Raw genomic sequence first — 24,080 nt, 5'->3', positions numbered from 1 at the left:
AAAACCCCACCGCGGGCCGGCGGTGGGCCGGATGGGCCGGCGGGTGCGGGACAACGAGGCTGGGGGCATGACGAGTTGCAGGGGGATCAAGGTCCGCAGGGCGCTGTTGTGGGCACTGTCGGGCGCGTTGACCGCGGCGACGCTGGGCGTCGCCGCGCCGTTCGCCCGGGCGGTGGACGGGGCGCGCGGCGAGACCGGGGCCCCGGCGCCGCAGCTGACCTGGCGGGCCTGCGCGCGCGCCGACGGGCCGGCGGGGCAGGAGTGCGCCGAACTTCCGGTGCCGCTGGACTACCGGGACCCGGCGGGGCCGCAGGTGGCGCTGGCGGTGAGCCGGGTGCGCAGCGACCGGCCGGCCGCCCGGCGCGGCACGCTGCTGGTGGTCCCGGGCGGTCCGGGCGGTTCCGGGGTCGACCGGCTGACGCAGCGGGCGCCGGCGCTGCAACGACAACTGGCGGGCGCGTACGACCTGGTCGGCTTCGATCCGCGCGGGGTCGGCGGCAGCAGCAAGGCCGGCTGCGGACTGGACGCGGGCGACCGGGAGTTGGTGACGCTGCGGTCCTGGCCGGCGGCGGACGGCCGGATCGCGGAGAACACCGCCCGCGCGCGCCGGATCGCGCGGTCCTGCGCACGCCACGGCGGCGCGCTGGTGCGCAGCATGAGCACGGCGAACGAGGTGCGCGACATCGAACGGCTGCGCGCGGCACTGGGCGAACGGAAGCTGTCCGTCTGGGCGGTGTCGTACGGGACGTACGTGGCGGCGGTGTACGCGCAGACGCACCCGGAACGCACCGACCGGTGGGTGCTGGACAGCAACGGCGATCCCGATCCGGCGCGGGTGGAGCGCGGCTGGCTGGCCAACATGGCGCAGGGGGCCGACGACCGGTTCCCCGACTTCGCGGCCTGGGCGGCGGACCCGGCGCGGGCGCCGGACGGACTGCGGCTCGCCGCACGCGCCGCCGAGGTGCGGCCGTTGTTCCTCGCCCTCGCGGCGGAGCTGGACCGGTGGCCGAAGCCGTCGAACGTGCCGGGGACGCCGCTGACCGGCAACCGGCTGCGGCAGGCGATGCAGAGCGCGCTCTACGGTGACGCGACCGCCTTCGCCCGGCTGGCCGCGCTGGTCCGGGCGGCCCGGGACCCCGCCGCGACCCCGCAGCTGCCGGCCGACGTGGCCGGCCCGCTGCCCGACGCGGACGCCGCCGTGACGATCGCGACCCTCTGCAACGACGTGGCGTGGCCGCGGGACCCGGACGCCTACCGGCGGGCGGTCGCCGTCGACCGGGTGCGCCACCCGCTCACCGCCGGCATGCCGGCGAACGTCACGCCCTGTGCGTTCTGGCCGGACCGGCCGGCCGACCCGCCGGTCCGGATCACCGACCGGGGCCCCGCCAACGTGCTGATGGTGCAGAACCTCCGTGACCCCGCGACGCCCTACTCCGGTGCGCGGAAGATGCGCGCGGCGCTCGGGGCGCGGGCCCGGCTGGTGACCGTCGACCACGGCGGGCACGGTGTGTACTTGGCGAACGGCAACGCCTGCGCGGACCGGACCGTGACCGGGTACCTGCGGGACGGCCGGTGGCCCGCGCGGGACGCGTACTGCGCGGGGTGAGGCGGACGGACCGGGCCGCGCGGTGGCGGCCCGGTCCGAAAGGGCGCGGATCAGTCCTTCTGGAAGCACTGGATGTAGGCGTCACCGCTGGTGCCGTAGGTGTACTCGGTGGTGTCGTACGCGGTGTACGCGTGGCGGTGCACGCGGATGGTGCGGAAGTGCGGGAGGTACTGCCAGCGGAGTTCCGGCTTGGTGCTGAAGAACGGGATGAAGACGCCGCCCGGGCGCAGGACCCGGACGACCTCCGGCATGGTGCGGGCCCACAGGTCCGCGTCCTTCCAGACCTCCATGTCGAGCGCCGGGTCGAAGAACATCCCGTCGATGCTCTCCGAGGGCAGTTCGGCGATCCGCTGGAAGAAGTCGCCGCGCTCGATGGTGAGGTTGCCGGGGAGTTCGGGGTGCCGGGCCCGGAAGAGCTCCTCGACCTCGTCGAAGAGCTCCAGGACGGTGTGGCTGCGGGTGGCGGGGTTGCGGGCGATGCGCAGGGCCGACAGTCCCAGGCCCAGCCCGACCTCGTAGAAGTCGTGGCCGTGCTGGCACAACAGGTCGGCGCTGGCCCACATCAGGTCGCGCTCCCAGGCCTGCATGGCCTGTTCGCCGCCGATGCTCAGGGTCACCTCGCCGTCGGTCTCGATCAGTTCGATCGCCGGCTTGGTCTGCTCCGTGGTGGGGGTCTCCATGGCGGGGCTCCTTCGTCCGTGCGGTGGTGCGCCGCGGGCGGGGTGCCGCGGCGTGGTGCGGGGGCCGGTCCCGGCCGGTGCGTGCCGTGCGGGCGGGGCCGGGGCGTGGGGGCTCGCGGTGGCCGGTGGTGCCGCAGGGTCAGTCGGGCCGCGGGACCACCCCGAAGTGGCGGCGGGCGGTCGAGACGGCGAGGTCCTGGACGGCGAAGACGGTGAAGTAGTACGCCTGCGGGGCGGTGTCGGGGGCGCAGCGGATCCGGAAGCGGACGTCCCTGGACTCCCCCGCGGGAACCCGGACCTTGGTGGCGGCCGGCTCGACCACGGTGTCCTCACGCAGGTAGCCGGGGACGAACAGGCCCAGCCGGACCGGCCCCGGGCGCGGGGTGGTGAGCACCGCCCGGACGTCGAGCACGCCGCCCTGTTCCACCTCGTCGGCGGCGTGGGCCAGCAGCTCGGGGGCGTCGGGCACCCGGAAGGTGACGTCGCCGCACCGCATGCAGACCGCGCAGACGGTGTCCAGGACGTACGGCAGCAGGCCGCGGCGGGTGAACTCCTGGGCCGGGCGCCCGCAGTGGCAGCGGGTCTCGCGGACGTCCGGGTCGAGGCGACTGCGGTCCCCGAAGTGCGCCGGATAGTTCATGATCTCGTGCTCGGGGTCCTTGGTGACCTGTTCGGCGATGACGTGGTCGAGCGATTGCAGGTCCGCCGTGAGCGAGCTGCGGATCTCGGCGGTGGACTGGTCGGCGAGGTGGGTGGGGCGGGCCGCCCACAGGTCCACCTTCCGGGCGAGCTTGGTCAGTCGGGGCCGCAGCGCGTTCTGCGGTGCCAGCAGTCCGGAGGCGAGGAGGGCGGTGAGCCGGCGGCCGGTGGTGAGGACCAGCGGGTCCGGGCGGTGGTCGCCGGGGGCGGGCGGGGGCGGCGTCCGGCCCGGGTCGGCGGGCAGGCCGTGGCGCATGAACGCCGGGTAGGGGTGGGAGCCGGCCAGGCTGGCGTTGAGGGCGTCCACCGAGTCGGCGCCGGTGACCGCGGCACGCATCCAGGCGACGTTCTCCGGCCGGTCGGAGTCGTGGACCGAGACGGCCGGGACGACGGTGCGGGCCGGGCCGTCCAGGGCGTTCAGCAGCAGTTGGTACTTGGGGTCGTAGAGCGCGAGGTCGGCGAGCGGCCCGCTGTTGCAGGCGCTGAGCACCACCTCGACGGCGGCCACCCGGTGCAGCGGGACGAGCTTGTCCTCGGGCTTGTAGCACGGCAGTCCGTACGCGCAGCGGGGGCCGAGCAGTCCGCGCTGCGCGGGCACCGCGGCGTTCTTGCCGCAGATGGTGAACTCGCCGAGGTTGACGCTGTCGTCCTTGCCGTGGCCCTGGAAGACCACCCGGCGCCAGCGGGTGCCGAGGATCTCCGCCTGGATGTCGGTGCGCGCGAAGTCCCGGTCGTCGAAGACCCGGACGCCGGGCAGTTGCGGGGGCCGGTCGGTGTCGGTGAACAGTCCGAGCGCCTCGACCTCCTCAGCCGGCACCGCGTACTGCTTGGCGGCGTTCCAGGCGACGGACGCCCCGTCCCGGCCGCTGAGCAGGGTGAGGGCCCGCTCCCGGCCGCGGTAGGTGCCCAGCAGCAGGCCCCGGACGGGGTCCAGGGTGAGGCGGTCGTAGGTGCCGACGAGCAGCAGCGGGCCCGGGTGGCGGTGGGCGAACGCGGCGGGGTCGGCGCCGAGTTCGTCCTCGGACACCCACGTGGTGGCGAGCGGGCGGGCCAGCTCGGCGACGCCGTCCGGGAGTTCCTTCGCGCCGAGGACGATGCCGGTGTCCAGGGGGTGCGGCAGGCGGGCGGCGGTGTAGAGGCGGGTGGCGAGCCGGGCGCTCTCCGCCAGATCGGGGCGGCCCTCGACGAGCACCGGCACCCCCGCACGTTCCGGTGCGGCCAGGAACTCCCGCACGGCACCGGGGAAGTCGTCCGCGCCCACCGGGCGGAAGAGGGGGCCGTCCGGCCGGCGGTCGGGGGGCCGCTCTTCGGTGGCGGCAGGCTTCATGGGGGCACCTCGTGTTCGTACGCGGAGACGGGGGCGGGGGCGGGGCGGGCTTTGGCGGGACGCGGTGGTCGGGTCGGGCGGGTCGGCCGGTGGTGGTCGGGCGGACCGTTTCACGTGAAACCAGGGCCTGTTGGGCTGCTGCCCGAGCCGGCACGTCCCGCCCGGCTGTTTCACGTGAAACGGTCCCGCGGACGGCTCGACGGTCACGCCAGCGCCTCCGCCGGGAACGGCCGGGTGCCGCGGGCCAGCACGCCGCGACAGCCGAAGGCCAGTGCGGCACCCGCCAGCGCCACCGCGCACGCGGTCGCGAAGACCCCGTGCGGCCCCAGCCGCGCCATCAGCAACCCGCCGACCTGCTGGCCCAGGGCGTCGCCGGTCACCGTCGCCAGCGAGGCCCAGGTGAACGCCTCGGTCAGCAGCCGTTCTTCGGCGACCGCACTGACCAGCGTCATCTCGCTCGCCGAGACCAGGGCGATGGGGACGCTGCCCACGGCCAGCGCGACGCCCAGGGTGACCTCGGAGGTGGCCAGCAGGGGCAGTGCGGTGCCGAGGGCGTAGCCGAGCACCTGGCGCGGGAACCGTCGGTGCACCGGCACCTCGGACTGCGCCCGCCCCAGCCACAGGGCGCCGAGTGCACTGCCCACGCCCCAACAGGCGTACACCAGGCCGGTGCCGGTGCGGGATCCGTGCGCGTCCACGAAGGCCGGGATGGCCAGCGTCATCAGGCCGATCGGCACCGCGCAGCCGGCCATGATGACGACGAGCGTCAGCAGCGCCGGGTTGCGCAACGGGCCCAGGACGCCGGGTGCCGCCCCGTCCGCCCCGTCCTGCGGGGCCGGCCGGCCGCCGCCCGCCGCGGCCCGGGTCGCGGCCAGGCCCAGGGCGCCCGCGCCGCCGGTCACCGCCGCCGCGGTCAACGCCAGCCCGGCGGAGCCCGCCAGCATCAGGCCGGCGAGCAACAGTGGTGCCCCGATGACCAGGACCTCGGTGAGCAGTGCCTCCCACAGGTAGGCCAGCGCGCGTTCGTGCTCCGCCAGCGGCAACCGTGCCCACAGCGACCGCATCACGGAGTTGGCCGGCGGCAGCGCGAGCCCGGCCAGCCCCGCGACCGCGGGCTGTGCCCAGCCGCCCGGTGCGGTCGCCCAGACCAGGACGGCGAGCGCCGACGGGTGGACCAGGCCGGTGACGACCAGCACCGCCCGCGGGCCGACCCGGTCGGCGCGGCGGGCGATCAGCGGGCTGCCCACCGCCATGCAGACGGTGTAGGCGGCCGCGACCGTCCCGGACTGGGCGTAGCTGCCGCCCTGTTCACGGACCAGCAGCACCATGGCCAGGGACATCAGATAGACGGGGAGCCGGGCGAGGAGGCTCCACCACGCCGGCCCCGCCACGTGGCGGCGGGTCAGCAGGGCGCGGAACCCGCGGGACGACCTCGATGGTGAAGGCGTCGAGGACCTGGCGCATGCGGGCTTCCACTTCACGGATCGTTGCTCCTGACACATGGACGTGGCCGGATGCGTTGTGCGAGGCGCGCCGGGCCGCCACCGGGTCGCCGACACCCACCTTGAGAACGGCGTCCAGCACCCCGGGGATGCGCAGCAACTCCTCCCGTGCGGTGAGCGCGCGGACCGTTCCGGACCCGGGCAGCGGCAGCAGCAGGTCGCCCGCGCAGCGCCGCCGCCCGTACCGCAGCTCCGGGCGGCGGCCCAGATACACGTCGAGGGTGGCGCCGAAGACGTCGAAGCCGTAGGCGTGCCCGTGGTTGGCGGTGATCTCGCAGCCGGCGATCCGCAGCCCGATCTCGCCCGCGTGGACCTCGCCGTCGATGACGAAGAACTCCATGTGGACGTAGCCGTGGTCGAGGTCCATGCCGGTGGCGATCCGCTGCACCAGGGCGTGCAGCGCGGCCCGGGAGGCCGCCGGGGTGGCGGCGAGCGCGGGCACCTCGTCGGTGGCCACGCTGATGTTGGCGTTCATCGCGCCGTCGACGATGTCCAGCGGGCGGCAGGGCATCGCGCTGGGCCACACGTCCAGCACCTGCCCGGCGTGCAGCAGCGCGCAGACCTCCCACTCGGTGCCGCCCAGGAACTCCTCGACCAACCAGTCGCGGGCGCCGAAGGCGGGGCCGGACAGCGCCGCCAGGTCGGCCGGCCCGCTCAGCCGGTGGGTGTCGACGCAGGCGAAGGAGTCCACCGGCTTGAGCACGACCGGCCAGCCGCACCGCGCCGCGAAGTCCCGCACCTGCTGGGGGGAGGCGACCCGGGCGTACCGGGCGGTGCGCAGCCCCAACTCCCGGAAGCGGTCCTTCATGGCGCCCTTGTCGCGCACCCACCGCACCTGGCGTTCGGTCAGGTGCGGCAGCCCGGCCAGGGCGGCGAACCGCTGCGCGAGGGCCTGCCGCGGTTCGGACGGGTTGCAGAAGCGGTCCGGCGCCCGCGGCAGCCCGCGGACCCACGCCGCGTACCGCTGCGCCTCCGCCGCCAGCGGCACGCCCTCCCGCACCCAGAACGCCGGCAGGTGCGCGGTCTCGCGGAGGTAGTCGTCGGCCAGGTCCCGGCGGGCCTCGGCGAACCGCAGCAGCACCAGGTGGTCGGGGAGCGCCCGGGCCGCGTACCGGGTGAAGGAGGTGGCCCGGTCGTCCGCCATCAGCAGCACCGGGGGGCGGTTCGCGTTCACACCGCCTCCAGGACGTCGCGCACCGCCCGCACCGCGAGGAGCTGTTCCGCCGCCGGCAGTTCGGGGGACAGCGGGACGCACAGGGTGCGCCCCAGCAGGTCGCGGGTGCGGGCGAAGCCGTCCCGGCTCAGCGCCAGCGGCTGCCCCTGGGGTGCGAGGTGCCACGGGAAGCCGTCGGCGTAGAGCGAGCGACGGCCGGTGAGGACCGGGTGCTCGGGCAGCAGGTACTTGCCCAGCGTCCAGTTGGCGATGCCCTTGGCGGTGAGCGCGGCCACCGCGGCGTCCCGCAGTTCCCGGCTCTCCCACCGGAACCGCAGGCTGATCTTGGCGTCGCCCGCGGCCCGCGGCAGCACCTGAAGGTCGCGGCGCGCGGGCAACTCCGCCATGGCCATGGCGTGCTGCCGCTCCAGTCCGGCCAGCAGCTCGTCCAGGTGCCGGAACTGCTGGTACTGGATGGCGGCGACGCCCTCGCTGGTGACGAAGTTCTCCCCGTAGTAGGCGTCCGCGGTCCAGGTGGGGTAGCGGCCGGGGACCCGCGCCGAGCCGTGGTCGTGGTAGCAGCGCATGGTCTGCCAGGCGTCCGGGTCGTTGGTGGTGACCAGCCCGCCCTCGCCGGAGGTGAGCACCTTGTTGTGGTGGAAGCTGAACGTACCGGCGTAGCCGCGGGTGCCGGTGTGCCGGCCGTCGGGGAACCGCGCGCCGAGCGCCTGGGCACTGTCCTCGATGACGTACGGCACGCCCTCGGGGAGCGTGGCCACCGTGCCCTCCATGTGGGCGACGATGACCCGTTGGGCGTCCGGTGGCAGCAGCGTGGTGTCGAGGGAGAGCGAGGCGTCGACGTCGACGAGGACCGGGATCAGCCCGCTGGAGAGCACCGCCCCGGCGACCGCGACGAAGGTGGCGGCCGGGATGTGGACCAGGTCGCCGGTGCGCGGGCGAGTGGAGACCAGGGCCAGGCGCAGCGCCTCGGTGCAGTTGTGGACCGCCAACACGTGGGCGGCGCCGAGGCGTTCGGCGACCCGGCGCTCCAGTCGGGAGGCGATGGACTCGTGCTCGGTCTGGTAGCGGAACAGCACGCCGTGGCCGATGGCCTCGGCCAACTCGGTCATGTCGGAGTAGTCGAGGTAGTTGGCTCCGTAGGGCAGGAAGCGCTGCCCCAGCCGCTTGTCGAGGCTCATCGCAGGTCGTCCTCCGTGAGCGGGTGCACGGACGCGTCCACGACCATCTCCTGGCCGTGGTGGTTGCGCAGCCGCAGTCCGCCGTCGACGGGCGTGAAGTACGGCTGGGCGAGGGGGATCTTGCCGATCTTCGTGGTCAGGACGTACTGCGGAACTCCGAAGCCGGTGATGTGCCCCTGGAGGCCCGCCATGATCTCCCAGCCCTTCTCGATGGAGGTCATGAAGTGCGAGACGCCGGTGACGTTGTCGCAGTGGTAGAGGTAGTACGGCCGGACCCGGATGCGCAGCAGCTCGGTCATCAGCGTGCGCATGGTGGGCACGTCGTCGTTGATGCCGCGCAGCAGCACGGTCTGGTTGCCGACCGGGACGCCGTGCCGCAGCAGCCGGTCGACCGCGGCCGCGGCCTCCGGGGTGATCTCCTTGGGGTGGTTGAAGTGGGTGTTCAGCCACACCGGGTGGTAGCGGGCGAGCATCTCGCACAGCCCGTCGGTGATCCGCTGCGGCAGCAGCACCGGGAAGCGGCTGCCGATCCGGATGATCTCCACGCTGGGGATCGCCCGCAGCCCCGAGACGATCTCCTCCAGCTTGCCGTCCTGGTAGGAGAGCGGGTCACCGCCGGTCAACAGGACGTCGCGGATCTCCGGGTGGTCGGCGATGTAGCGCAGGTCCTCCTCGTAGGACGCGCCCTCGTCGTCGCGGAAGTAGGTGCCGGAGACGTCGGTGGTGTGGAACTTGCGGGTGCAGTGCCGGCAGTAGACCGGGCACGCCTCGGTGATCAGCATGATCACCCGGTCCGGGTACTTGTGCACCACGCGGTTGGTCTTCCGGTAGAACATGTCGCCGACCGGATCGACCTCGGCGCCCGAATACGCGGCCAGTTCACCGAGCGAGGGCACGCCCTGTTGCCGGATCGGGCAGGCGGGGTCCTGCGGGTCCATCAGCGACGCGTAGTACGGGGTGACGCTCCACCGGTACGTCCCGGCCGACTCCGCGATGGCCTTCTCCTCGTCGGGGGTGAGGGCGAGCCAGTCCCGGGCCTTCTCGACGTTGGTGATGCGCTTGCGCATGTGCCAACGCCAGTCGTTCCACTGGGCGTCGGGCACGTCGGGACGAGGCGGCGCGGCGCCCTTCGCGCGGGCGGGCGGACGGGTGGTGGTGCCAGTGCGGCCGGCGGTGGGGTGGGACATGGCGACTCCTGGTTGGCGGCGGAGCGGGGGAGCGCGGGGCGGGGGACGGTGGCGCCGGGACGGTCACAGGGGCGCGAGGCAGAGCTGGCGCAGGGTCCGCGCGACGCGCTGCGCGCCGCGGAGGTCGTCGGCGGCCGGGTCCAGGTCGTGCCAGGGGTCGGCCGCCGGGCTCGCGGACGGTGTCCACGGCGCCGGGTCGTCCGGGTCGGTGGCCACCGGGACCGGCGCCGCCCGGGCCACCCGTTCCGCCAGGTCCTGCTGGGCCGCCCCGAGCGGCGGCAGGAACACCAGTGGTGCGCGCCGCGCCTGGGCGAGCGTCACGGCGCCCAGGGTGGGCGAGGCGAGGAAGACGTCGGCCCGGGCGTGCAGCGCGTCGGGGTCCACGTCCGGGTCGGCGATCTCGTCGATCTGGACGCCGGCGAGGCCGCCGAGGGCGTCCCGGACGGCCCCGGTCCGGGCGTCGGTGACCACCTCGCAGCCGCCCGTGCGGCGCACGGCCGCGCACACCAGGGGCCGCAGCACCGCCGCCGCGTAGACGTCCGCCCGGGGCGCCGGGGCGTCCCAGAGCGACAGCAGCAGGAGGGTGCCGCTGCGCGTCCGGTGCCGGGCCGGCCGGGCGGGGGCGAGGGCGCCGGTCGCCCGGGCTTCCCCGGCCGGGGACCACGGTCCGGGCAGCCAGCCGGGCCGGTGCACCCGGTGCAGCGCGCCGGCCGGGGCGGCGTCGGCGGCCGGTTCGAGGCGGTGGCCGGACCGCAGGTGCACCACGGGGATTCCGCGGTTGACGAGGTGCGCGGTGGCGGTGGTGTCGTCGCAGACCAGCGCCACCTCCACGGGTGCGCCGCGGTGGCCGGGCGGGGCCGCCGGGCCGACGGCCGCGGCGGTCACCGGGCGCAGGCCGCCCAGGTGGGCGGCGACGCGTCGGCTGGCCAGCACCGCGTCGAGTTCCGCGGCGCGGGCGACGAGCAGCACCCGGTGGCCCGCCGGTCCGTCACCGGCCGGCGCGGCGCCGTCGGTCGTCAGTACTGCCACGGCGCCACCACCCCGAGCCGGGCCACGTCGTCGCTGTAGCCGGCGGCCGTGGTGGAGCAGCCGCCGCACGACTGCGGCCCCCGCTCGCGGAAGTGCGCCGCATGGTGGCGGAACGCCGGGGTGTCGAGGTGGATCGCCCCGCCCTCGCGCAGCGGGGCGCCGCCCGGGGCGCCGTCGTCGGCCCGGTGCGGGAGGCAACTGCAGGCGTACGTGCGCCCGTACTTGCCGTCGATGTAGATGACGTCGTCGACGACGTGGCAGAGCGGCCCGGAGGCCCGTGGCGTCACCGACGCGTCGAAGTACCGCCGCTGTTCCTCGGGGGTGTCCCCGTAGAACCGTTTGCCCAGCGGGACCAGGGTGGTGGCCGGGTCGGCGGTGTAGAGCGGGTCGCACACCGCCCGTACGTGGTCCGGATCGGGATAGCTGATGGAGCGGTCCAGTTTCAGTGCGGACAGTTCCCACTGGCGCACCCCGGCGCGGGTCAACACCTGCTGGAGCGCGGGCATCTCGGCGTAGTTGTGGGGGCCGACGACGGTGTTGACCCGGGGCAGGACGCCGAGCGCTGCGGCGGCCCGCAGTCCGCGCAGCCCGTTGTCGAACATGCCGGGGGACCGCCGGTAGACGTCGTGGGTGGCGGCGGACGCGCCGTCGAGGCTGACGATCACCTGCGCCAGTCCCGCCGTGGCGAGCGGCTCGGCCAACCTCGGCAGCAGCATGCCGTTGGTGATGAGCGACATCTTCATGCCGGCGTCGGTGCCGGCCCGCACCAGCTCCACGACGTCCCGGTGCATCAGCGGCTCGCCGCCGGTGAACCGGACGTACCCCACTCCGGCGGCCCGGGCCTTGGGCAGCAGCTCGGTGAAGTCCGCGGAGGTGAAGCGGAACGTGTCGCGGGAGAGCGCGAACTCGCACATGAAGCAGTCGGCGTTGCAGGCCTCCAGGATCCGGATGAACAGGTAGCGGGGACGCCGGGTGGGGCGGGCGTCGGGCCGGGCCTCGGACGGAGCAGCGGACATGGCAGCGGAATCTTCCTGGTGGAGGGGTCTTCCTGGGGCAGGGCTGTCTGCGGGGCGGTGCCGGGGGCGCGGGGCCGGGCGGCGGCCGGGCGGGGTGGGGGTGCGGGCCGGACGGGGTGGCGGTCGGGCCCGGTCAGGCGGGCGTCGGGGTCCGGGCGAGTATCGCGAGCACGACGTCGGCCACTTGTGCCGCGCCGCCCGTGCCGGTGACGCGGGCCAACCCGCCCCAGTCGGCCCCCCGTTCGGCGGTCCGCAACGCGGCGAGGACGCCGTCCCGCACCGCGGCGAGCACCTCCGGGCGCGGCCCGACGGCTTCGGGGGCGCGGTGCGGGACCGGGGCCCCGCCCGCCGTGTGGGGGGTCCCGTCGTGGGAGGCCGCCGCGATCCCGTCGTAGACGACCCGCAGGGCTGCGTCCTCGCCGTCAGACCGCAGCGCCATGACGGTCTCCTCGGAGAGCACCGTGGACGGCCAGACGACCCGGACGTCCGCGCCCACCGCCCGGCTGTGGAACCGGCCGTTGAAGATCTGGCTGAGGTTCTGCGGCGGCAGGCAGACGGTCGCCACGCCGAGGCTGCCGGCCTCCAGGAGCGTGGTCAGCCCGGGGGAGGTGAGCAGCACCTCGCACTCCGCCAGCCGGGCCAGGAACTCCCCGTGCGGGAGCGCCCCGGCGGTCACGGTCATCCGCCCGCCGGCCACCGGTTTCACGTGAAACATCCCGGCCGCGAGCCGCTCGACCACTTCCCGCGGCAGATTCCCGGCCACGTGCACCTCGTGCGCCCCGTACGCGGCCAGCGCGGCGAGGACGGCGGGCACCACGATCCGCGGATACCGGGTCCAGTCGGCGAGCTCCGGGGCCCGGAGCCCGCCCAGGTTGACCAGGGCCCTCCCGCCGGGCCGCGGACCGGACCGACGGGGGTGCGCGGGGACCGGCCCGGCGCTCCCGACGACCGCTTCCACCCAGCGCAGTTCACGCACCGACCCCAGCACCTCCCGGCTGGCGTCGGGGAGTTCGACGCACCGCTGGGCGCAGTACGCGGAGACCTCCAGCGGCAGTGCGTCGCGGTCCCCTTCTGTCCACAGGAACGGCAGGCTGTCCACGAACACGGTCGGCACCCCGGCGCCTTCCAGCGCCGTGGCGGCGGCGCCGTCCAACACCACCAGGGCGGCCCGGACCCGTTCGTCCCGGACGAACTCGGCGACCGCGGCCCGCGCCGGGCCGTCCCCGGCCGGCAGGTCGTACCACCGCTCGATCCCCTGCCCGGCCAGCAGCGGCCGGCCCAGCCCGGAGCCCAGGCCGACGAACCGCAGGGGCCGTTCCGACCGCTCGCGCAGCGCGGCCAGCAGGGCGCTCAGCTTGCCGGAGCTGCCCCAGCCGAACTCCACGCCGGTGACGGCTATCGTGTCGGCGGCGGGGCCGGGCGCTGGATGCATGGTGGGGCGTCAACTCCCTTGCGTACGAGGACGGATGGGGCATCCGGTCGGGTGGCCTGGTCGCCACCCGAGGGGAACTCCGGCCCACACGATCCGTTCTGAACGCTTTTCCCCGCAAGCCCCATATCAACGGAATCCAGCCACGGATTCCCCCTTGACCGATGTATCCGACAAGGCCGCCGCGCGACGCCCCAGCCGCACCCTTGGCCGCACCTCGTACCGGCGGTGAGCGCCCGCCCGTCCGGTGCGCGCCCGGGCGCGAACGGGATCCGGCGAGGCCACCCCGGCTCCCGGGCCACCGCGCCGGCCTCCGGTACGCCGCGACACCGCGCCCCCCTGGCGCTCGGCGTGCGCTCGCGTGCCCGCCTGGACCGCGCACCACCGCCCGGCCGGAACGGACCGGCTGCGCCACGGCACCGGCCGCGTTTCACGTGAAACACCGCCCCGGGGCCATCCGTCCGCCCCACCGGCCGCCCCCTAACCTGGGAGGAGGAAGCCGGTGCGTGCCGATGACCGCTGATCCCGTCACCCTCGCACTCTGCGGCGACGTGATGCTCGGCCGCGGGGTCGATCAGATCCTGCCGTGCCCCGGCGACCCGGAACTGCGCGAACCGTACGTCCAGGACGCCCGGATCTACGTGGGCCTGGCCGAGGCCGCCAACGGCCCCGTCCCCCGTCCCGTCGACGTCCGCTATCCCTGGGGCGCCGCCCTGGACGCCCTGGACGCCGCCGCGCCCGCCGCCCGCGTGCTGAACCTGGAGACCTCCGTCACCCGGCGGGGCGCCTTCGCCCCCGGCCGGCAGATCCACTACCGGATGCACCCGGGGAACCTGCCCTGTCTGGCCGCCGCCCGCCCCGACGTCTGCGTGCTGGCCAACAACCACGTCCTGGACTTCGGCCGCGAGGGACTGAGCGAGACCCTGCGGAGCCTGGCCGCCGCGGGGCTGCGCACGGCGGGCGCCGGCGACGACGCCGAGGCGGCCCGCCGCCCCGCGATCGTCCCCCTGCCCGGAGGGCGCCGCCTGCTCGTCCTCGCCCTCGGCATGCCGTCCAGCGGCATCCCCCGTACCTGGGCCGCGACCGCCCGGCACGGCGGCGTGCACTGGGCGGACGGCCCCTCGCCGGCCACCGCCGCCGCGGCGGCCGCCCTGCTCCGCGCCCGCAGGCGGACCGGCGACCTGACCCTGGTCTCGGTGCACTGGGGGTCCAACTGGGGCTACGGCGTCCCCCGCGCCCAGACCGCCTGCGCGCACGCCCTCGTCGACGCCGGCGTGGACCTCGTCCACGGCCACTCCGCGCACCATCCGCGCCCCGTGGAGGTGTACGCGGGCAAGCTCATCCTCCACGGGTGCGGCGACTTCATCGACGACTACGAAGGCATCACCGGCTACGAGCGCTACCGCGACGACCTGCGCCCGCTCTACCTCGCCGTGCTGGAGCCCGGCACCGGACGCCTGCGGGAACTGCGGATCGTCCCCTTCCAGGCCCGCCGGATGCGGCTGCGGCACGCCTCCGCCGCGGACGCCCGCTGGCTCGGCGCCCTCTTCGACCGCCTCGCCCGCGGGTTCGCCCCCACCGTCCTCACCACCGACCCGGCCCCGGCGCTGACCCTGCGCCCGGCCCGGCCGCCGGGGGCCGCGGGCCGGTAGCGCCGCCGGTCCGGCTACCGCCCGGCGTCCGCCACCGCCGCGGCCAGCGCCAGCACCCGCCGGGCCTCCTCCACGTGGAGGTTCTCCACCATCCGGCCGTCCACGGTGACCACCCCGCGGCCCTCCCGCTCCGCGGCCTCGAACGCCTCGATGATCCTCAGGGCCCGCGCCACCTCCTCCTCGGCCGGCGCGAACGCCCGGTTGCACGGCTCGATCTGCGACGGGTGGATCAGTGTCTTCCCGTCGAACCCGAACTGCCGCCCCTGGACGCACTCCGCCGCGAACCCGGCCGGGTCCTTGACGTCGTTGAACACCCCGTCCAGGATCGCCTTCCCCGCCTCCCGGGCCGCCAGCAGCGCCAGCGACAGCCCGGTCAACAGCGGCGCCCGGCCGGGCACATGGGCGGCGTGCAGCTCCTTCGCCAGGTCGTTGGTGCCCATCACCAGCACCGTCAACCGCTCGCTCGCACCGGCCACCGCGCGGGCGTCCAGCATCGCCCGCGGCGTCTCCACCATCGCCCAGATCGCCGTGCGGTCCGGGGCGCCGGCCGCCTCCAGGTGGCGCTCCACCTCGTGCACGGTCCGCGCCGACTCCACCTTCGGCACCACCACCGCGTCCGGCCCGGCCTGCGCCGCCGCCCGCAGGTCGTCCGCGAACCACCGCGTGCCCGGCCCGTTGACCCGGATCGTCACCTCCCGGTGGCCGTACCCGCCGGCCGCCACCGCCGCCGCGACCCGCTCCCGGGCCGCCTCCTTGGCGTCCGGGGCGACCGCGTCCTCCAGGTCGAGGATCAGCCCGTCCGCCGGCAGCGACGCCGCCTTCTGAAGCGCCCGCGCGTTGGCGCCCGGCATGTACAGCACCGAGCGGCGCGCCCGCACGCCCTCCTGCGCCTGGTCCGTCGCACCCATCGCCGCTACTCCGTTCCCTCGTCGCTCGCCGCCGCGTACGCCGCCCGCAGTGCGGGATCGCGCGTCACCAGCGCGTCGGCGAGCTCCACCACCACCCGGCACTGCTTGACCGTGGCGTCGTCCTGCATCTTCCCGTCGATCATGACCGCCCCGGTCCCGTCGCCCATCGCCGCGATGACCCGGCGCGCCCAGGCGACGTCGGCCGGCGCCGGCGAGAACACCTTCTTCGCGATCTGGATCTGCACCGGGTGCAGGCTCCACGCCCCCACGCACCCCAGGAGGAACGCGTTGCGGAACTGGTCCTCGCACGCCACGGTGTCCTTGATGTCGCCGAACGGCCCGTAGTACGGCAGGATCCCGTGCGCCGCGCAGGCGTCCACCATCCGCGCGATCGTGTAGTGCCACAGGTCCTGCTGGAACACCGCCCGCGGGGCGTCGGCCGCACCCGGCTGCGGGTCCTGGCGCACCAGGTAGTCGGGGTGCCCGCCGCCGACCCGGGTGGTCTTCATCCGCCGGCTCGCCGCCAGGTCCGCCGGCCCCAGCGACATGCCCTGCATCCGCGGGCTGGCCCCGGCGATCTCCTCCACGCTCGCGACCCCGCGCGGCGTCTCCAGGATGGCGTGCAGCAGGATCGGCCGCCGCACCCCGGCCTTCGCCTCCAGCTGCGCCACCAGCCGGTCGACGTAGTGGATGTCCTCGGCGCCCTCCACCTTCGGCACCATGATCACGTCGAGCCGGTCGCCGACCTCGGTGACCAGCGTCAGCAGGTCGTCCAACGCCCACGGCGAGTCGAGGCTGTTGATCCGCGTCCACAACTGCGTCTCGCCGAAGTCGGTCCCGCGGGCGATCTCCACCAGCCCGGCCCGGGCCGCCTCCTTGCGGTCCGCGGCGACCGCGTCCTCCAGGTTCCCGAGCAGCACGTCGACGTCCGGCGCGATGTCCGGCACCTTCGCGGCCATCCGCGGATTGCCCGGATCGAAGAAGTGGATCATCCGCGACGGCCGGAACGGCACCTCCCGCACCGGCTCCGGGGCCCCCACGGCCAACGGACGGAAAAAGTCCTTCGGAGCACGCACCCTGTCTCCCACCTCGCACCGAACGCCCGGCCCGGAGCCGGCCAACGGCGCACACTCTAGGCCCGCCACCAGCCACTTGTTACCGGGCAGTACGTGTGCCGTTGATCACGGAACGCGAGGGGTGGTCGGGCCGTCGCCGCACCACTCAGCGCGACCCGGAGCCTGGGCGGGGAAGGGGGCGCCGGCCCGGCCCGAACTGCGTGGCGCAGGCGCGGGGTTGCGCCGTCGCGCACCGCGCTGACGAGGCGCTATGCCCCAACTGACCGCCGGCAAAGGCCCATTTGGGACGCCGTCACGCCTTCCGGCACACGGCAGCGCATTCAGGGGCACTCATTACCTGTTGTTTAACGACCCTGTCACAACGCAGGTGGGCGTTGAACCGCTCCACATTCGCACGCGTGACCTACGAGTGACACCTGTACGCCGCACGTTTCGGGGAGATTCATGAAGCGCAGATGGTCGCTCATCACCGCGATCGCCGTCCTGACCGTCGCGCTGGCCTTCGTCGTCGTGCAACTGGTGCGCGGCCAGGGGGCCGGCGAGCAGCCGGCCGGCGCGAAGCCGGTCGCGTCCGCTCCGGGCACCGACCCCGGCGCGCTGCGCGGCGTCGCGTGGTGGCCCCTGCACCAGTCCGGCACCGCGAAGGCGGGGGAGCACGACGTGGAGGTCCTCGGGCGCACGGAGTGGGTCGACGGACCCACCGGCGGCGCCCTGGAGGTGGACGGGCTCAGCGGATACGCCGAGACCGGGACCCGGCTCGACACCCAGAACAAGGACTACTCGGTCGCCGCACGGGTGCGGCTCAGCTCCGAGGACATGAACGGCTTCCACACCGCCATGTCCCAGGACGGCGACCGGATCAGCGCGTTCTTCCTCCAGTACTCCGGGCAGGACCACAACTTCGCGTTCAGCTTCTCCGGCGCCCGCGCCGTCGCGGAGCAGACGGAGCAGCCGCAGGCCGGCCGCTGGTACCACCTCACGGGCACGTACAGCCAGCAGGACCACCGGATGCGGCTCTACGTCGACGGTCGACTGGCGGCGAGCCGGATCGCCACCAACGGCGTGGACCCCACCGGTGACGTGGTGCTCGGACGCGCCAAGTTCAACGGGGAGACGGTCGACTTCTGGCAGGGCGACCTCGCCGACGTGCACCTCTACGACCGGGAACTGACGTCCGGTGAGGTCGCGTCGCTGTCGGCCCGCGAGCCGGACTGACCGTGGTACCGGGGCGGGTTCACCGCCGACGCAGGCCGGCGGACACGCCGCACGGAGCGCACGCACGACCGCTCGCGGCAGTGCCCGCCGGCCTCCCGCAGCCGGCCGACCCGTCCCGCCCACAGACGACCGGAGAGGAAAAGGCCCTTGTCGGCCAGCGCTTCGACCGAAGACCGCATACCGGACCCCGCCACGCCGGAGTCCCGCCCTGACGAGTTCCTCAGGGCCCTCTACCACTCCCACGGCAGCGCGCTACTGCAGTTCGCCGCACGGCGGTTGGAGGGCGACTGGCACCGCGCCGAGGACGTCCTCCAGGAGGTCGCGATCCGCGCCTGGCGGCACGCCGGGGAACTCGACCCGACCGCGGAATCGGTGCGGCCGTGGCTCTTCACCGTGCTGCGCAACCTCGTCATCGACGGGCACCGGGCCCGCCAGGCCAGGCCGCCGGAGAGCGGCGACCCGGAACTCGCCCAGCTGACGGTCCCGGACGACGTGGACCACGTCCTCACCTCCCAGGTGCTCGTCGAGGCACTGCGCGACCTGCGGCCGGCGCAGCGCGAGGTCCTGCTGCACGTGCACTACCTGGGGCGCAGCGTCAACCAGACGGCCCAGGCCCTCGGCGTTCCGCCGGGCACTGTCAAGTCGCGGACGCACTACGCGGCCCGCGCCCTGCGCGAGGCGCTGCACAGCCGCGGACTGCACGTCGACGGCCAGGAGCGCGAAGCCGGCTGAGGCTCACGCGAAACGCCCCACGTGCCGGGTGATCTTCAGGCCGAGCGGTCCGGTGTCGAGCGTGCCGCCGGCACCGGCCCGCCAGCGCCACCCCGCGGGCGCCTCGCCGACCACCAGCAGCGCGTCCCCGCGCCCCAGGGCGTCCAACGCCCCTTGTCGCCGCGGAAGTTGCGAGGCCGCCACGACGAACAGGTGCGGAGCCTCGCCCTGGACGGCGATCCGGCTGCTGCCCTCGATCAGCCGGAAGATCTGGGTGACGTCCGACGCTCCGTGCTGCGGCTGCCCCGGAGCCGCCGAAGTGGCCCTGGCGAACGCCTCCTCCAGGGTGGCCGCGGTGTGCAGCCGCGAGCTGTGCGGCCCCTCGCCGGTCACCAGCCCCGCGCCGGCCAGCGATCCCACCAGGGTGACCTCGGCGAGGGCGCCCACCGGGCTGGACAGCGTCTCGGCGATGACGGCCCGCACGAGGCTGTGCACCTCCTCGTCCGGGCCCGTCACGGAGACCGGTCCGGTCGCCCGGGAGAGGTCGACCAGCACCCGGTCGGGGCCGTCCAGCCCCACCGTCACCGTCAGCGCGTACGGCAGGGCCGGCTCGCCCTCCGGACCGGGGCGGTGCAGGGCGTCGAGCGAGGCCGTCCAGCGCTCGCCGTCCGCCTCGGCGGTCCAGGGCGCGGGGGCGGCCTCCTCCGCGCCGGCCAGCAGCAGTCCGAGCCGCTCCTCGGAGTAGACGACGGCGTACAGGTCGGGCAGCGACCGGCCGGAGCGCAGGCACTCGCCCGTCAGCCGGCGCAGGCCCGCGTTGACCACGTCCAGCGCCTCCCGTCCCACGACGGCGGCCGAGGCGGCGACGGGCTTCGGCGGGCGGGACCGCCACTCGGTGACGACCAGTGCGGCCACCGCCCCGATCAGCGCCAGCCCCAGCACCACGGCCAGGACGTACCAGATCATCTTCTGACTCCTTGTCGGGACGCCCCGGCGGCGGAGCCGGGACGGTCGAAAAGCGGGGCGGCACCGCGGCGGCGTCGCGGCGCCGAAGCCCCCAAGGCGACTACGGAGCCGGCGCCCGGATGGTTCACGGGCGCGCCGGTGAACCATTCGCGGGCCGGCCCCGTAGCTCACCTCAGTGGCACGGAGCCGTCGAACACGGCTCCCGAGGCCCCCCATTCGCGCCGGCTGGAGGACGTTTCGTGTCGTTGATGTTGACCGTGGTCGAGGGGGACGGTGACGCGTTCGACGTCCACCTCGACGCCGACCCCGACACGCCCGTGGGCGCCGTCGCGGAGGCGCTGGCCGGGGCGGGTGGGGGTCCCCCCGGCGAAGCCAGGGGGAGCGTCCACCGGCCCCCGGAGGGCCTCGGCCTGTACGCCGGCGACCGCCTGCTGCCCGCGGACCTGCGGCTGCGGGACTCGCCGCTGCACCACGCGTCCGTCGTCGGGCTGGGCCGCCCGGCGGGCACCGGGTCGGCCGAACCGGACGGGCTGGTGGAGGTCCGTGCGGTCGGCGGGACCGCGGCGGGCGCGGTGCACCGCCTCGACATCGGCGAGTACCGGATCGGCCTGGCGCACGACGGGACCGCCCAGGTGCTGCGCACCATGCCGGACCGGCCGTTCGCCATCTTGACGGTGGGCCCCGGAGGGCGCTGCCGGGTGGCGCCGGACGCGGCCGCGCCGGACGGCGACCCGCCGCAACTGGACCGCGAGGACCTCGCCGAGCCCACCGCCTGGCCGGCCGGCGCGCAGCTCCTCGTCGGCGGCTGCCTGCTCGAACTCGCCCTGCCGCAACGGCCCGACGCGGCCGTGCAGCCGTCCGAGGACGGCGCCGGCTGGGACTACAACAGGCCGCCGCGGCTGCGGCCGCCCGAGAACGCCACCCGCTTCACGCTGCCCGCCCCGCCCGCGGCGCCCGCCGCCCGCCCGCTGCCGTGGATCACCGCGCTCGCCCCGCTGGTGATGGCGGTGGCCGGCGCGCTGGTCTTCAACCGCATGTCGATGCTGCTGTTCGGGCTGCTCTCCCCGGTCGCCATCCTCGGCAACTACCTGGTGAGCCGGCGCAGCGGACGCCAGTCCCACTCGGGCGCGGTCGCCGCCTACGAGGAGAAGAAGGCGCGCATCGAGGGCGACGCGCAGCAGGCCCTGGCCGCCGAACGCACCGCGCGGCGCCGCGGCTTCCCGGACCCGGCCGAGGTCGTCCTGACCGCCGTCGGCCCCCGGCGCCGCCTGTGGGAGCGCCGCACCTCGGACGCCGACTTCCTGGAACTGCGCATCGGGACCGCCGACCTGCCCTCCGACGTGGTGCTCCAGGACCCGACCAAGGACGAACACCGCCGCCAGGACCCGTGGACCGCGTACGACGTCCCGGTGACCGTGCCGCTGCGCCAGCACGACGTGCTGGGGATCGCCGGCGAGGGCCCGGTCGCCCGCTCCGTGGCGCAGTGGGCCGTCGCCCAGGCCGCCGTCCTGCACAGCCCCCGCGACCTGCAGATCCACCTGCTGACGACCGGCGGCCCGGGCCGGGACGGCTGGTCCTGGCTGCGCTGGCTGCCGCACGTGCGGAAGAAGTCCGGCGACACCCCGGCCAGCATCGGCTACGGCACGGAGACCTGCGCCCGGCGGGTCGCCGAACTGACCGCGCTGATCGCCGAGCGCGCCGGGAGCGAGGACCGGCGGAAGCGGTCCGCCGGCCCCGACGTCCTCGTCGTCCTCGACGGCGCCCGCAGGCTGCGTTCGCTGCCCGGCGTGGCGCAGATCCTGCGCGACGGACCGGCCGTCGGCGTCCGCGCGGTCTGCCTGGACGCCGAGGAGCGGCTGCTGCCCGAGGAGTGCCAGGCCGTCGTCGCCGAGGAACCCGGCGGAACCGTGCGGGTGGGACGCTCCGGGCGGGGCACCGTCGGGGGTATCCGGCCCGACGCGGTGTCCCAGGACTGGTGCCGGTCGCTGGCCCGCGCGATGGGCCCGCTGCGCGACCCGGGCGGGGCCGACGAGGAGGCCGCGGTGCTGCCCGGTGCCGCGCGCCTGCTCGACGTGCTCGCCCTCGACCCGCCGCAGGCCGCCGGCATCCGGGCGCGCTGGGCGGCCGGGGGCCGCTCGACCCGGGCGGCCGTCGGCGTCTCCCTGGACGGCCCGTTCTTCCTGGACCTCAAGCGCGACGGCCCGCACGGGCTGGTCGCCGGCACCACCGGCTCCGGCAAGTCCGAACTCCTCCAGACGCTGGTCGCCTCGCTCGCGGTCGCGAACCGGCCGGACGCGATGACGTTCGTCCTCGTCGACTACAAGGGCGGCTCCGCGTTCAAGGACTGCGTGGACCTGCCGCACACCGTCGGCATGGTCACCGACCTCGACGCCCACCTCGTCGAGCGGGCCCTGGTGTCGCTGACGGCGGAACTCACCCGGCGCGAGCACCTCCTCGCCGCGGTCGGCGCCAAGGACATCGAGGACTACGTCGACCTGCTGGAGCGCCACCCGGCGGGCCACGAGCCGATGCCCCGACTGCTCATCGTCATCGACGAGTTCGCCTCGATGGTGCGCGACCTGCCGGACTTCGTGAAGGGCCTGGTCAACATCGCGCAGCGGGGCCGCAGCCTCGGCATCCACCTGATCCTGGCGACGCAGCGCCCCAGCGGCGTCGTCTCCTCGGAGATCCGCGCCAACACCAACCTGCGGATCGCCCTGCGGGTGACGGACTCCGGCGAGAGCCAGGACGTCCTCAACTCCCCCGAGGCCGCGTCGATCTCGCAGGGCACGCCGGGCCGCGCCTACGTCCGCCTGGGCCAGAACTCCCTGGTGCCGTTCCAGTCCGGTCGGGTCGGCGGCCGCCGACCCGGTGCCGCGGCCAGTTCGCTGCCGGCCCCCTGGGCGGTGGCGGTCGGCTGGGAGCGGCTCGGCGAACCGCTGCCGCCGCGGCCCCGCGCCGCGGCCGCCCCCGCCGAGGTGGAGACCGACCTCGCCGGACTCGTCCGGGCCATCCGGGACGCCGACCGGGAGATGGGCATCCCCGCGCAGCACAGCCCCTGGCTGCCGCCGCTGCCCGAGCAGCTGGTCGCCGGCGAACTCCCGCCGGCCCCGCCCTCGGACTACGACCTCGCGCCCGTCGCGTACGGCGTGGTGGACCTGCCCGCCCAACAGGCCCGGCTCCCCCTGCTGATCGACCCGGCGACGCTCGGGCACCTGCACGTCATCGGCTCCCCCCGGCAGGGCAGGTCGCAGACGCTGCGCACCATCGCCGGCACCCTGGCCTACGCCCACTCCCCGGACCGCCTGCACATGTACGGGATCGACTGCGGCAACGGCGCCCTGCTGGCCATGGAGGGGCTGCCGCACTGCGGCGCCGTCACCCAGCGCACCCAGCCCGACCGGGTGGCCCGGCTGCTCGCCCGGCTGACGACGGAGCTCGCCCGGCGGCAGGAGCTGCTCGCCGCCCACGGCAGCGCCGACCTGCCGGAGCTGCGCCGCAGCCTGCCGGAGGCCGAACGGCCGCCGCACATCGTGCTGTTCATCGACCGGTGGGAGGTCTTCGACAAGCAGCTCGGCGAGTACGACGCGGGCAACCTGCTGACCGGCGTGCTGAACCTGCTCCGGGACGGCGGGAGCGTCGGCATCCACCTGGTGATGACCGGCGACCGGGCGCTGTTCTCCAGCCGCGTCAACGGCTCCACCGAGGACAAGCTCGTGCTGAAGCTGAACGAGAAGTCCGAGTACGGCATGATCGGCATCACCCAGCGGAACGTCCCCGACGAGATCCCGCCGGGCCGTGCCTTCCGCGCCGCCGACAAGGCGGAGGTGCAGATCGCGCTCCTCACGGACAACCCGGAGGGCCAGGCGCAGGCCGCGGCGCTCCAGCAGATCGCCGAGTACTGCCGCCAACGGGCGGCCCACCTGCCCGCCGCCAGCCGGCCGTTCCGCGTCGACACCCTGCCGGACCGGCTCACCTGGGAGGAGGCGGTCCGCTACCTGCCGCAGCCGCTGCCCTCCGCGCGCTGGGCGCTGTCCGGCGTCGGCGGCGACGAACTCACCGCGTTCGGGCCGGACTTCGGCATCACGTCGACGTTCCTCGTCGCCGGTCCCGCCCGCTCGGGCCGCAGCACCGTCCTCGCGACGCTGGCCCTGTCGCTGCTGTCGGTCGGGACGCCCGTCGTCATCGGCGCGCCCGCCCGGTCGCCGCTGCGCCGACTCGCCGGCCGGCCCGGGGTCCTCGCGGTCTTCGACGAGTCCGACATCGACCCCCTCGCGCTGGAGGAGGCGCTGGCGTCCTCGCCGCAGGGCGCCGTGGTGCTCCTGGACGACGCCGACCTGCTGCTGAAGTCGAAGGCCGAGCCGGTCCTCACGTCGATCGCCAAGTCCGGTGCCGAGAGCGGCCGGGGCCTGGTGATCGCCGGGCAGACCGACCGGCTCTCCTCCGGGTTCTCCGGCTGGCACACCGAGGCCCGCCGCAACCGGTGCGGTCTGCTGCTGAAGCCGCAGAACATGAGCGACGGCGAACTGATCGGCGTCAAGGTGCCCCGCAGCCGCCTGGGCGCGACCCGCCCCGGTCGGGCGATCCTGCACCTGGGCGACGGCGTGCTGCGCACCGTCCAGGTCCCGGAGACGGTGCTCCCGCCGGCCGGGAGCTGAAGTCCCCACGGCAGAGGGCTCCCACCCCGGCGGCGGCCGGGGCGGGAGCCCTCACGCAGTGCGGGAC

At 75.1% G+C, this 24,080-nt stretch carries 17 protein-coding genes; 5 read left to right on the top strand and 12 right to left on the bottom strand.

What is annotated here, in order from left to right:
• The first annotated feature begins 67 nt into the window (after nt 1-67).
• The gene (locus ABD385_RS09930) at nt 68-1,606 is read left to right on the top strand and encodes an alpha/beta hydrolase (RefSeq protein WP_344574717.1); all 1,539 of its coding nucleotides are present in this window, start codon (nt 68-70) and stop codon (nt 1,604-1,606) included.
• A gap of 50 nt (nt 1,607-1,656) precedes the next feature.
• On the opposite strand, the gene ABD385_RS09925 is transcribed toward ABD385_RS09930, so the two are convergent.
• The 9 genes from ABD385_RS09925 to ABD385_RS09885 all read right to left on the bottom strand — a co-directional run bounded on the left by ABD385_RS09925 (nt 1,657) and on the right by ABD385_RS09885 (nt 12,830).
• Complete coding sequence (locus tag ABD385_RS09925) at nt 1,657-2,286, bottom strand: class I SAM-dependent methyltransferase (RefSeq protein WP_344574716.1); 630 nt, start codon at nt 2,284-2,286, stop codon at nt 1,657-1,659.
• Nucleotides 2,287-2,425: 139 nt separating this feature from the next.
• A complete protein-coding gene (locus tag ABD385_RS09920; protein WP_344574715.1) occupies nt 2,426-4,312 on the bottom strand; it encodes a hypothetical protein in 1,887 nt (628 codons plus the stop codon).
• Nucleotides 4,313-4,515: 203 nt separating this feature from the next.
• Entirely contained in the window at nt 4,516-5,652 is a 1,137-nt protein-coding gene (locus ABD385_RS09915; protein ID WP_344574714.1) for an MFS transporter, read from the bottom strand.
• Nucleotides 5,621-6,988, bottom strand: a complete 1,368-nt coding sequence (locus tag ABD385_RS09910) for an ATP-grasp domain-containing protein (RefSeq protein ID WP_344574713.1) — start codon at nt 6,986-6,988, stop codon at nt 5,621-5,623. Before ABD385_RS09910 ends, ABD385_RS09915 begins: the two co-directional genes overlap by 32 nt.
• The gene (locus ABD385_RS09905; RefSeq protein WP_344574712.1) at nt 6,985-8,166 is read right to left on the bottom strand and encodes a DegT/DnrJ/EryC1/StrS family aminotransferase; all 1,182 of its coding nucleotides are present in this window, start codon (nt 8,164-8,166) and stop codon (nt 6,985-6,987) included. Before ABD385_RS09905 ends, ABD385_RS09910 begins: the two co-directional genes overlap by 4 nt.
• On the bottom strand, nt 8,163-9,353 hold the full coding sequence (gene blsG, locus ABD385_RS09900; protein WP_344574711.1) for an arginine 2,3-aminomutase: 1,191 nt from the start codon (nt 9,351-9,353) through the stop codon (nt 8,163-8,165). Before blsG ends, ABD385_RS09905 begins: the two co-directional genes overlap by 4 nt.
• Nucleotides 9,354-9,416: 63 nt before the next feature.
• Nucleotides 9,417-10,382, bottom strand: a complete 966-nt coding sequence (blsF, locus tag ABD385_RS09895) for a CGA synthase-related protein (protein WP_344574710.1) — start codon at nt 10,380-10,382, stop codon at nt 9,417-9,419.
• Nucleotides 10,370-11,398 (bottom strand): cytosylglucuronate decarboxylase, encoded by a 1,029-nt coding sequence (blsE, locus tag ABD385_RS09890; RefSeq protein ID WP_344574709.1) that lies wholly within the window; start codon nt 11,396-11,398, stop codon nt 10,370-10,372. The genes blsF and blsE overlap by 13 nt, the downstream gene beginning before the upstream one ends.
• A gap of 133 nt (nt 11,399-11,531) precedes the next feature.
• Nucleotides 11,532-12,830 carry a hydroxymethylcytosylglucuronate/cytosylglucuronate synthase gene (locus ABD385_RS09885; RefSeq protein ID WP_344574708.1) on the bottom strand — a complete coding sequence of 433 codons (1,299 nt, stop codon included), beginning with the start codon at nt 12,828-12,830 and terminating at the stop codon, nt 11,532-11,534.
• A gap of 509 nt (nt 12,831-13,339) precedes the next feature.
• Here ABD385_RS09885 and ABD385_RS09880 point away from each other — a divergent pair.
• On the top strand, nt 13,340-14,479 hold the full coding sequence (locus tag ABD385_RS09880; protein ID WP_344574707.1) for a CapA family protein: 1,140 nt from the start codon (nt 13,340-13,342) through the stop codon (nt 14,477-14,479).
• A 14-nt stretch (nt 14,480-14,493) separates the two neighbouring features.
• Here ABD385_RS09880 and ABD385_RS09875 read toward each other — a convergent pair whose 3' ends face one another.
• Nucleotides 14,494-15,387 carry an HpcH/HpaI aldolase/citrate lyase family protein gene (locus ABD385_RS09875; RefSeq protein ID WP_344574706.1) on the bottom strand — a complete coding sequence of 298 codons (894 nt, stop codon included), beginning with the start codon at nt 15,385-15,387 and terminating at the stop codon, nt 14,494-14,496.
• A gap of 5 nt (nt 15,388-15,392) precedes the next feature.
• On the bottom strand, nt 15,393-16,463 hold the full coding sequence (locus ABD385_RS09870) for an HpcH/HpaI aldolase/citrate lyase family protein (protein ID WP_344574705.1): 1,071 nt from the start codon (nt 16,461-16,463) through the stop codon (nt 15,393-15,395).
• Between the two features lie 444 nt (nt 16,464-16,907).
• On the opposite strand from ABD385_RS09870, the gene ABD385_RS09865 reads away from it, so the two are divergent.
• Nucleotides 16,908-17,678: a LamG domain-containing protein gene (locus ABD385_RS09865; RefSeq protein ID WP_344574703.1), complete on the top strand. Its 771-nt coding sequence runs from the start codon at nt 16,908-16,910 to the stop codon at nt 17,676-17,678.
• A gap of 147 nt (nt 17,679-17,825) precedes the next feature.
• On the top strand, nt 17,826-18,410 hold the full coding sequence (locus ABD385_RS09860; protein ID WP_344574702.1) for a sigma-70 family RNA polymerase sigma factor: 585 nt from the start codon (nt 17,826-17,828) through the stop codon (nt 18,408-18,410).
• A gap of 3 nt (nt 18,411-18,413) precedes the next feature.
• On the opposite strand, the gene ABD385_RS09855 is transcribed toward ABD385_RS09860, so the two are convergent.
• The gene (locus ABD385_RS09855; RefSeq protein WP_344574701.1) at nt 18,414-19,355 is read right to left on the bottom strand and encodes a hypothetical protein; all 942 of its coding nucleotides are present in this window, start codon (nt 19,353-19,355) and stop codon (nt 18,414-18,416) included.
• Nucleotides 19,356-19,603: 248 nt separating this feature from the next.
• On the opposite strand from ABD385_RS09855, the gene ABD385_RS09850 reads away from it, so the two are divergent.
• The gene (locus tag ABD385_RS09850; RefSeq protein ID WP_344575020.1) at nt 19,604-24,013 is read left to right on the top strand and encodes an FtsK/SpoIIIE domain-containing protein; all 4,410 of its coding nucleotides are present in this window, start codon (nt 19,604-19,606) and stop codon (nt 24,011-24,013) included.
• The last annotated feature ends 67 nt before the right edge of the window (nt 24,014-24,080 follow it).

Source organism: Streptomyces lunalinharesii (genome assembly GCF_039532155.1).
In the GTDB taxonomy this organism is placed as follows: Bacteria; Actinomycetota; Actinomycetes; order Streptomycetales; family Streptomycetaceae; genus Streptomyces; species Streptomyces lunalinharesii.
Note: the sequence above shows the minus strand (reverse complement) of the source record. Positions and strands in the feature narration are given on the sequence as shown.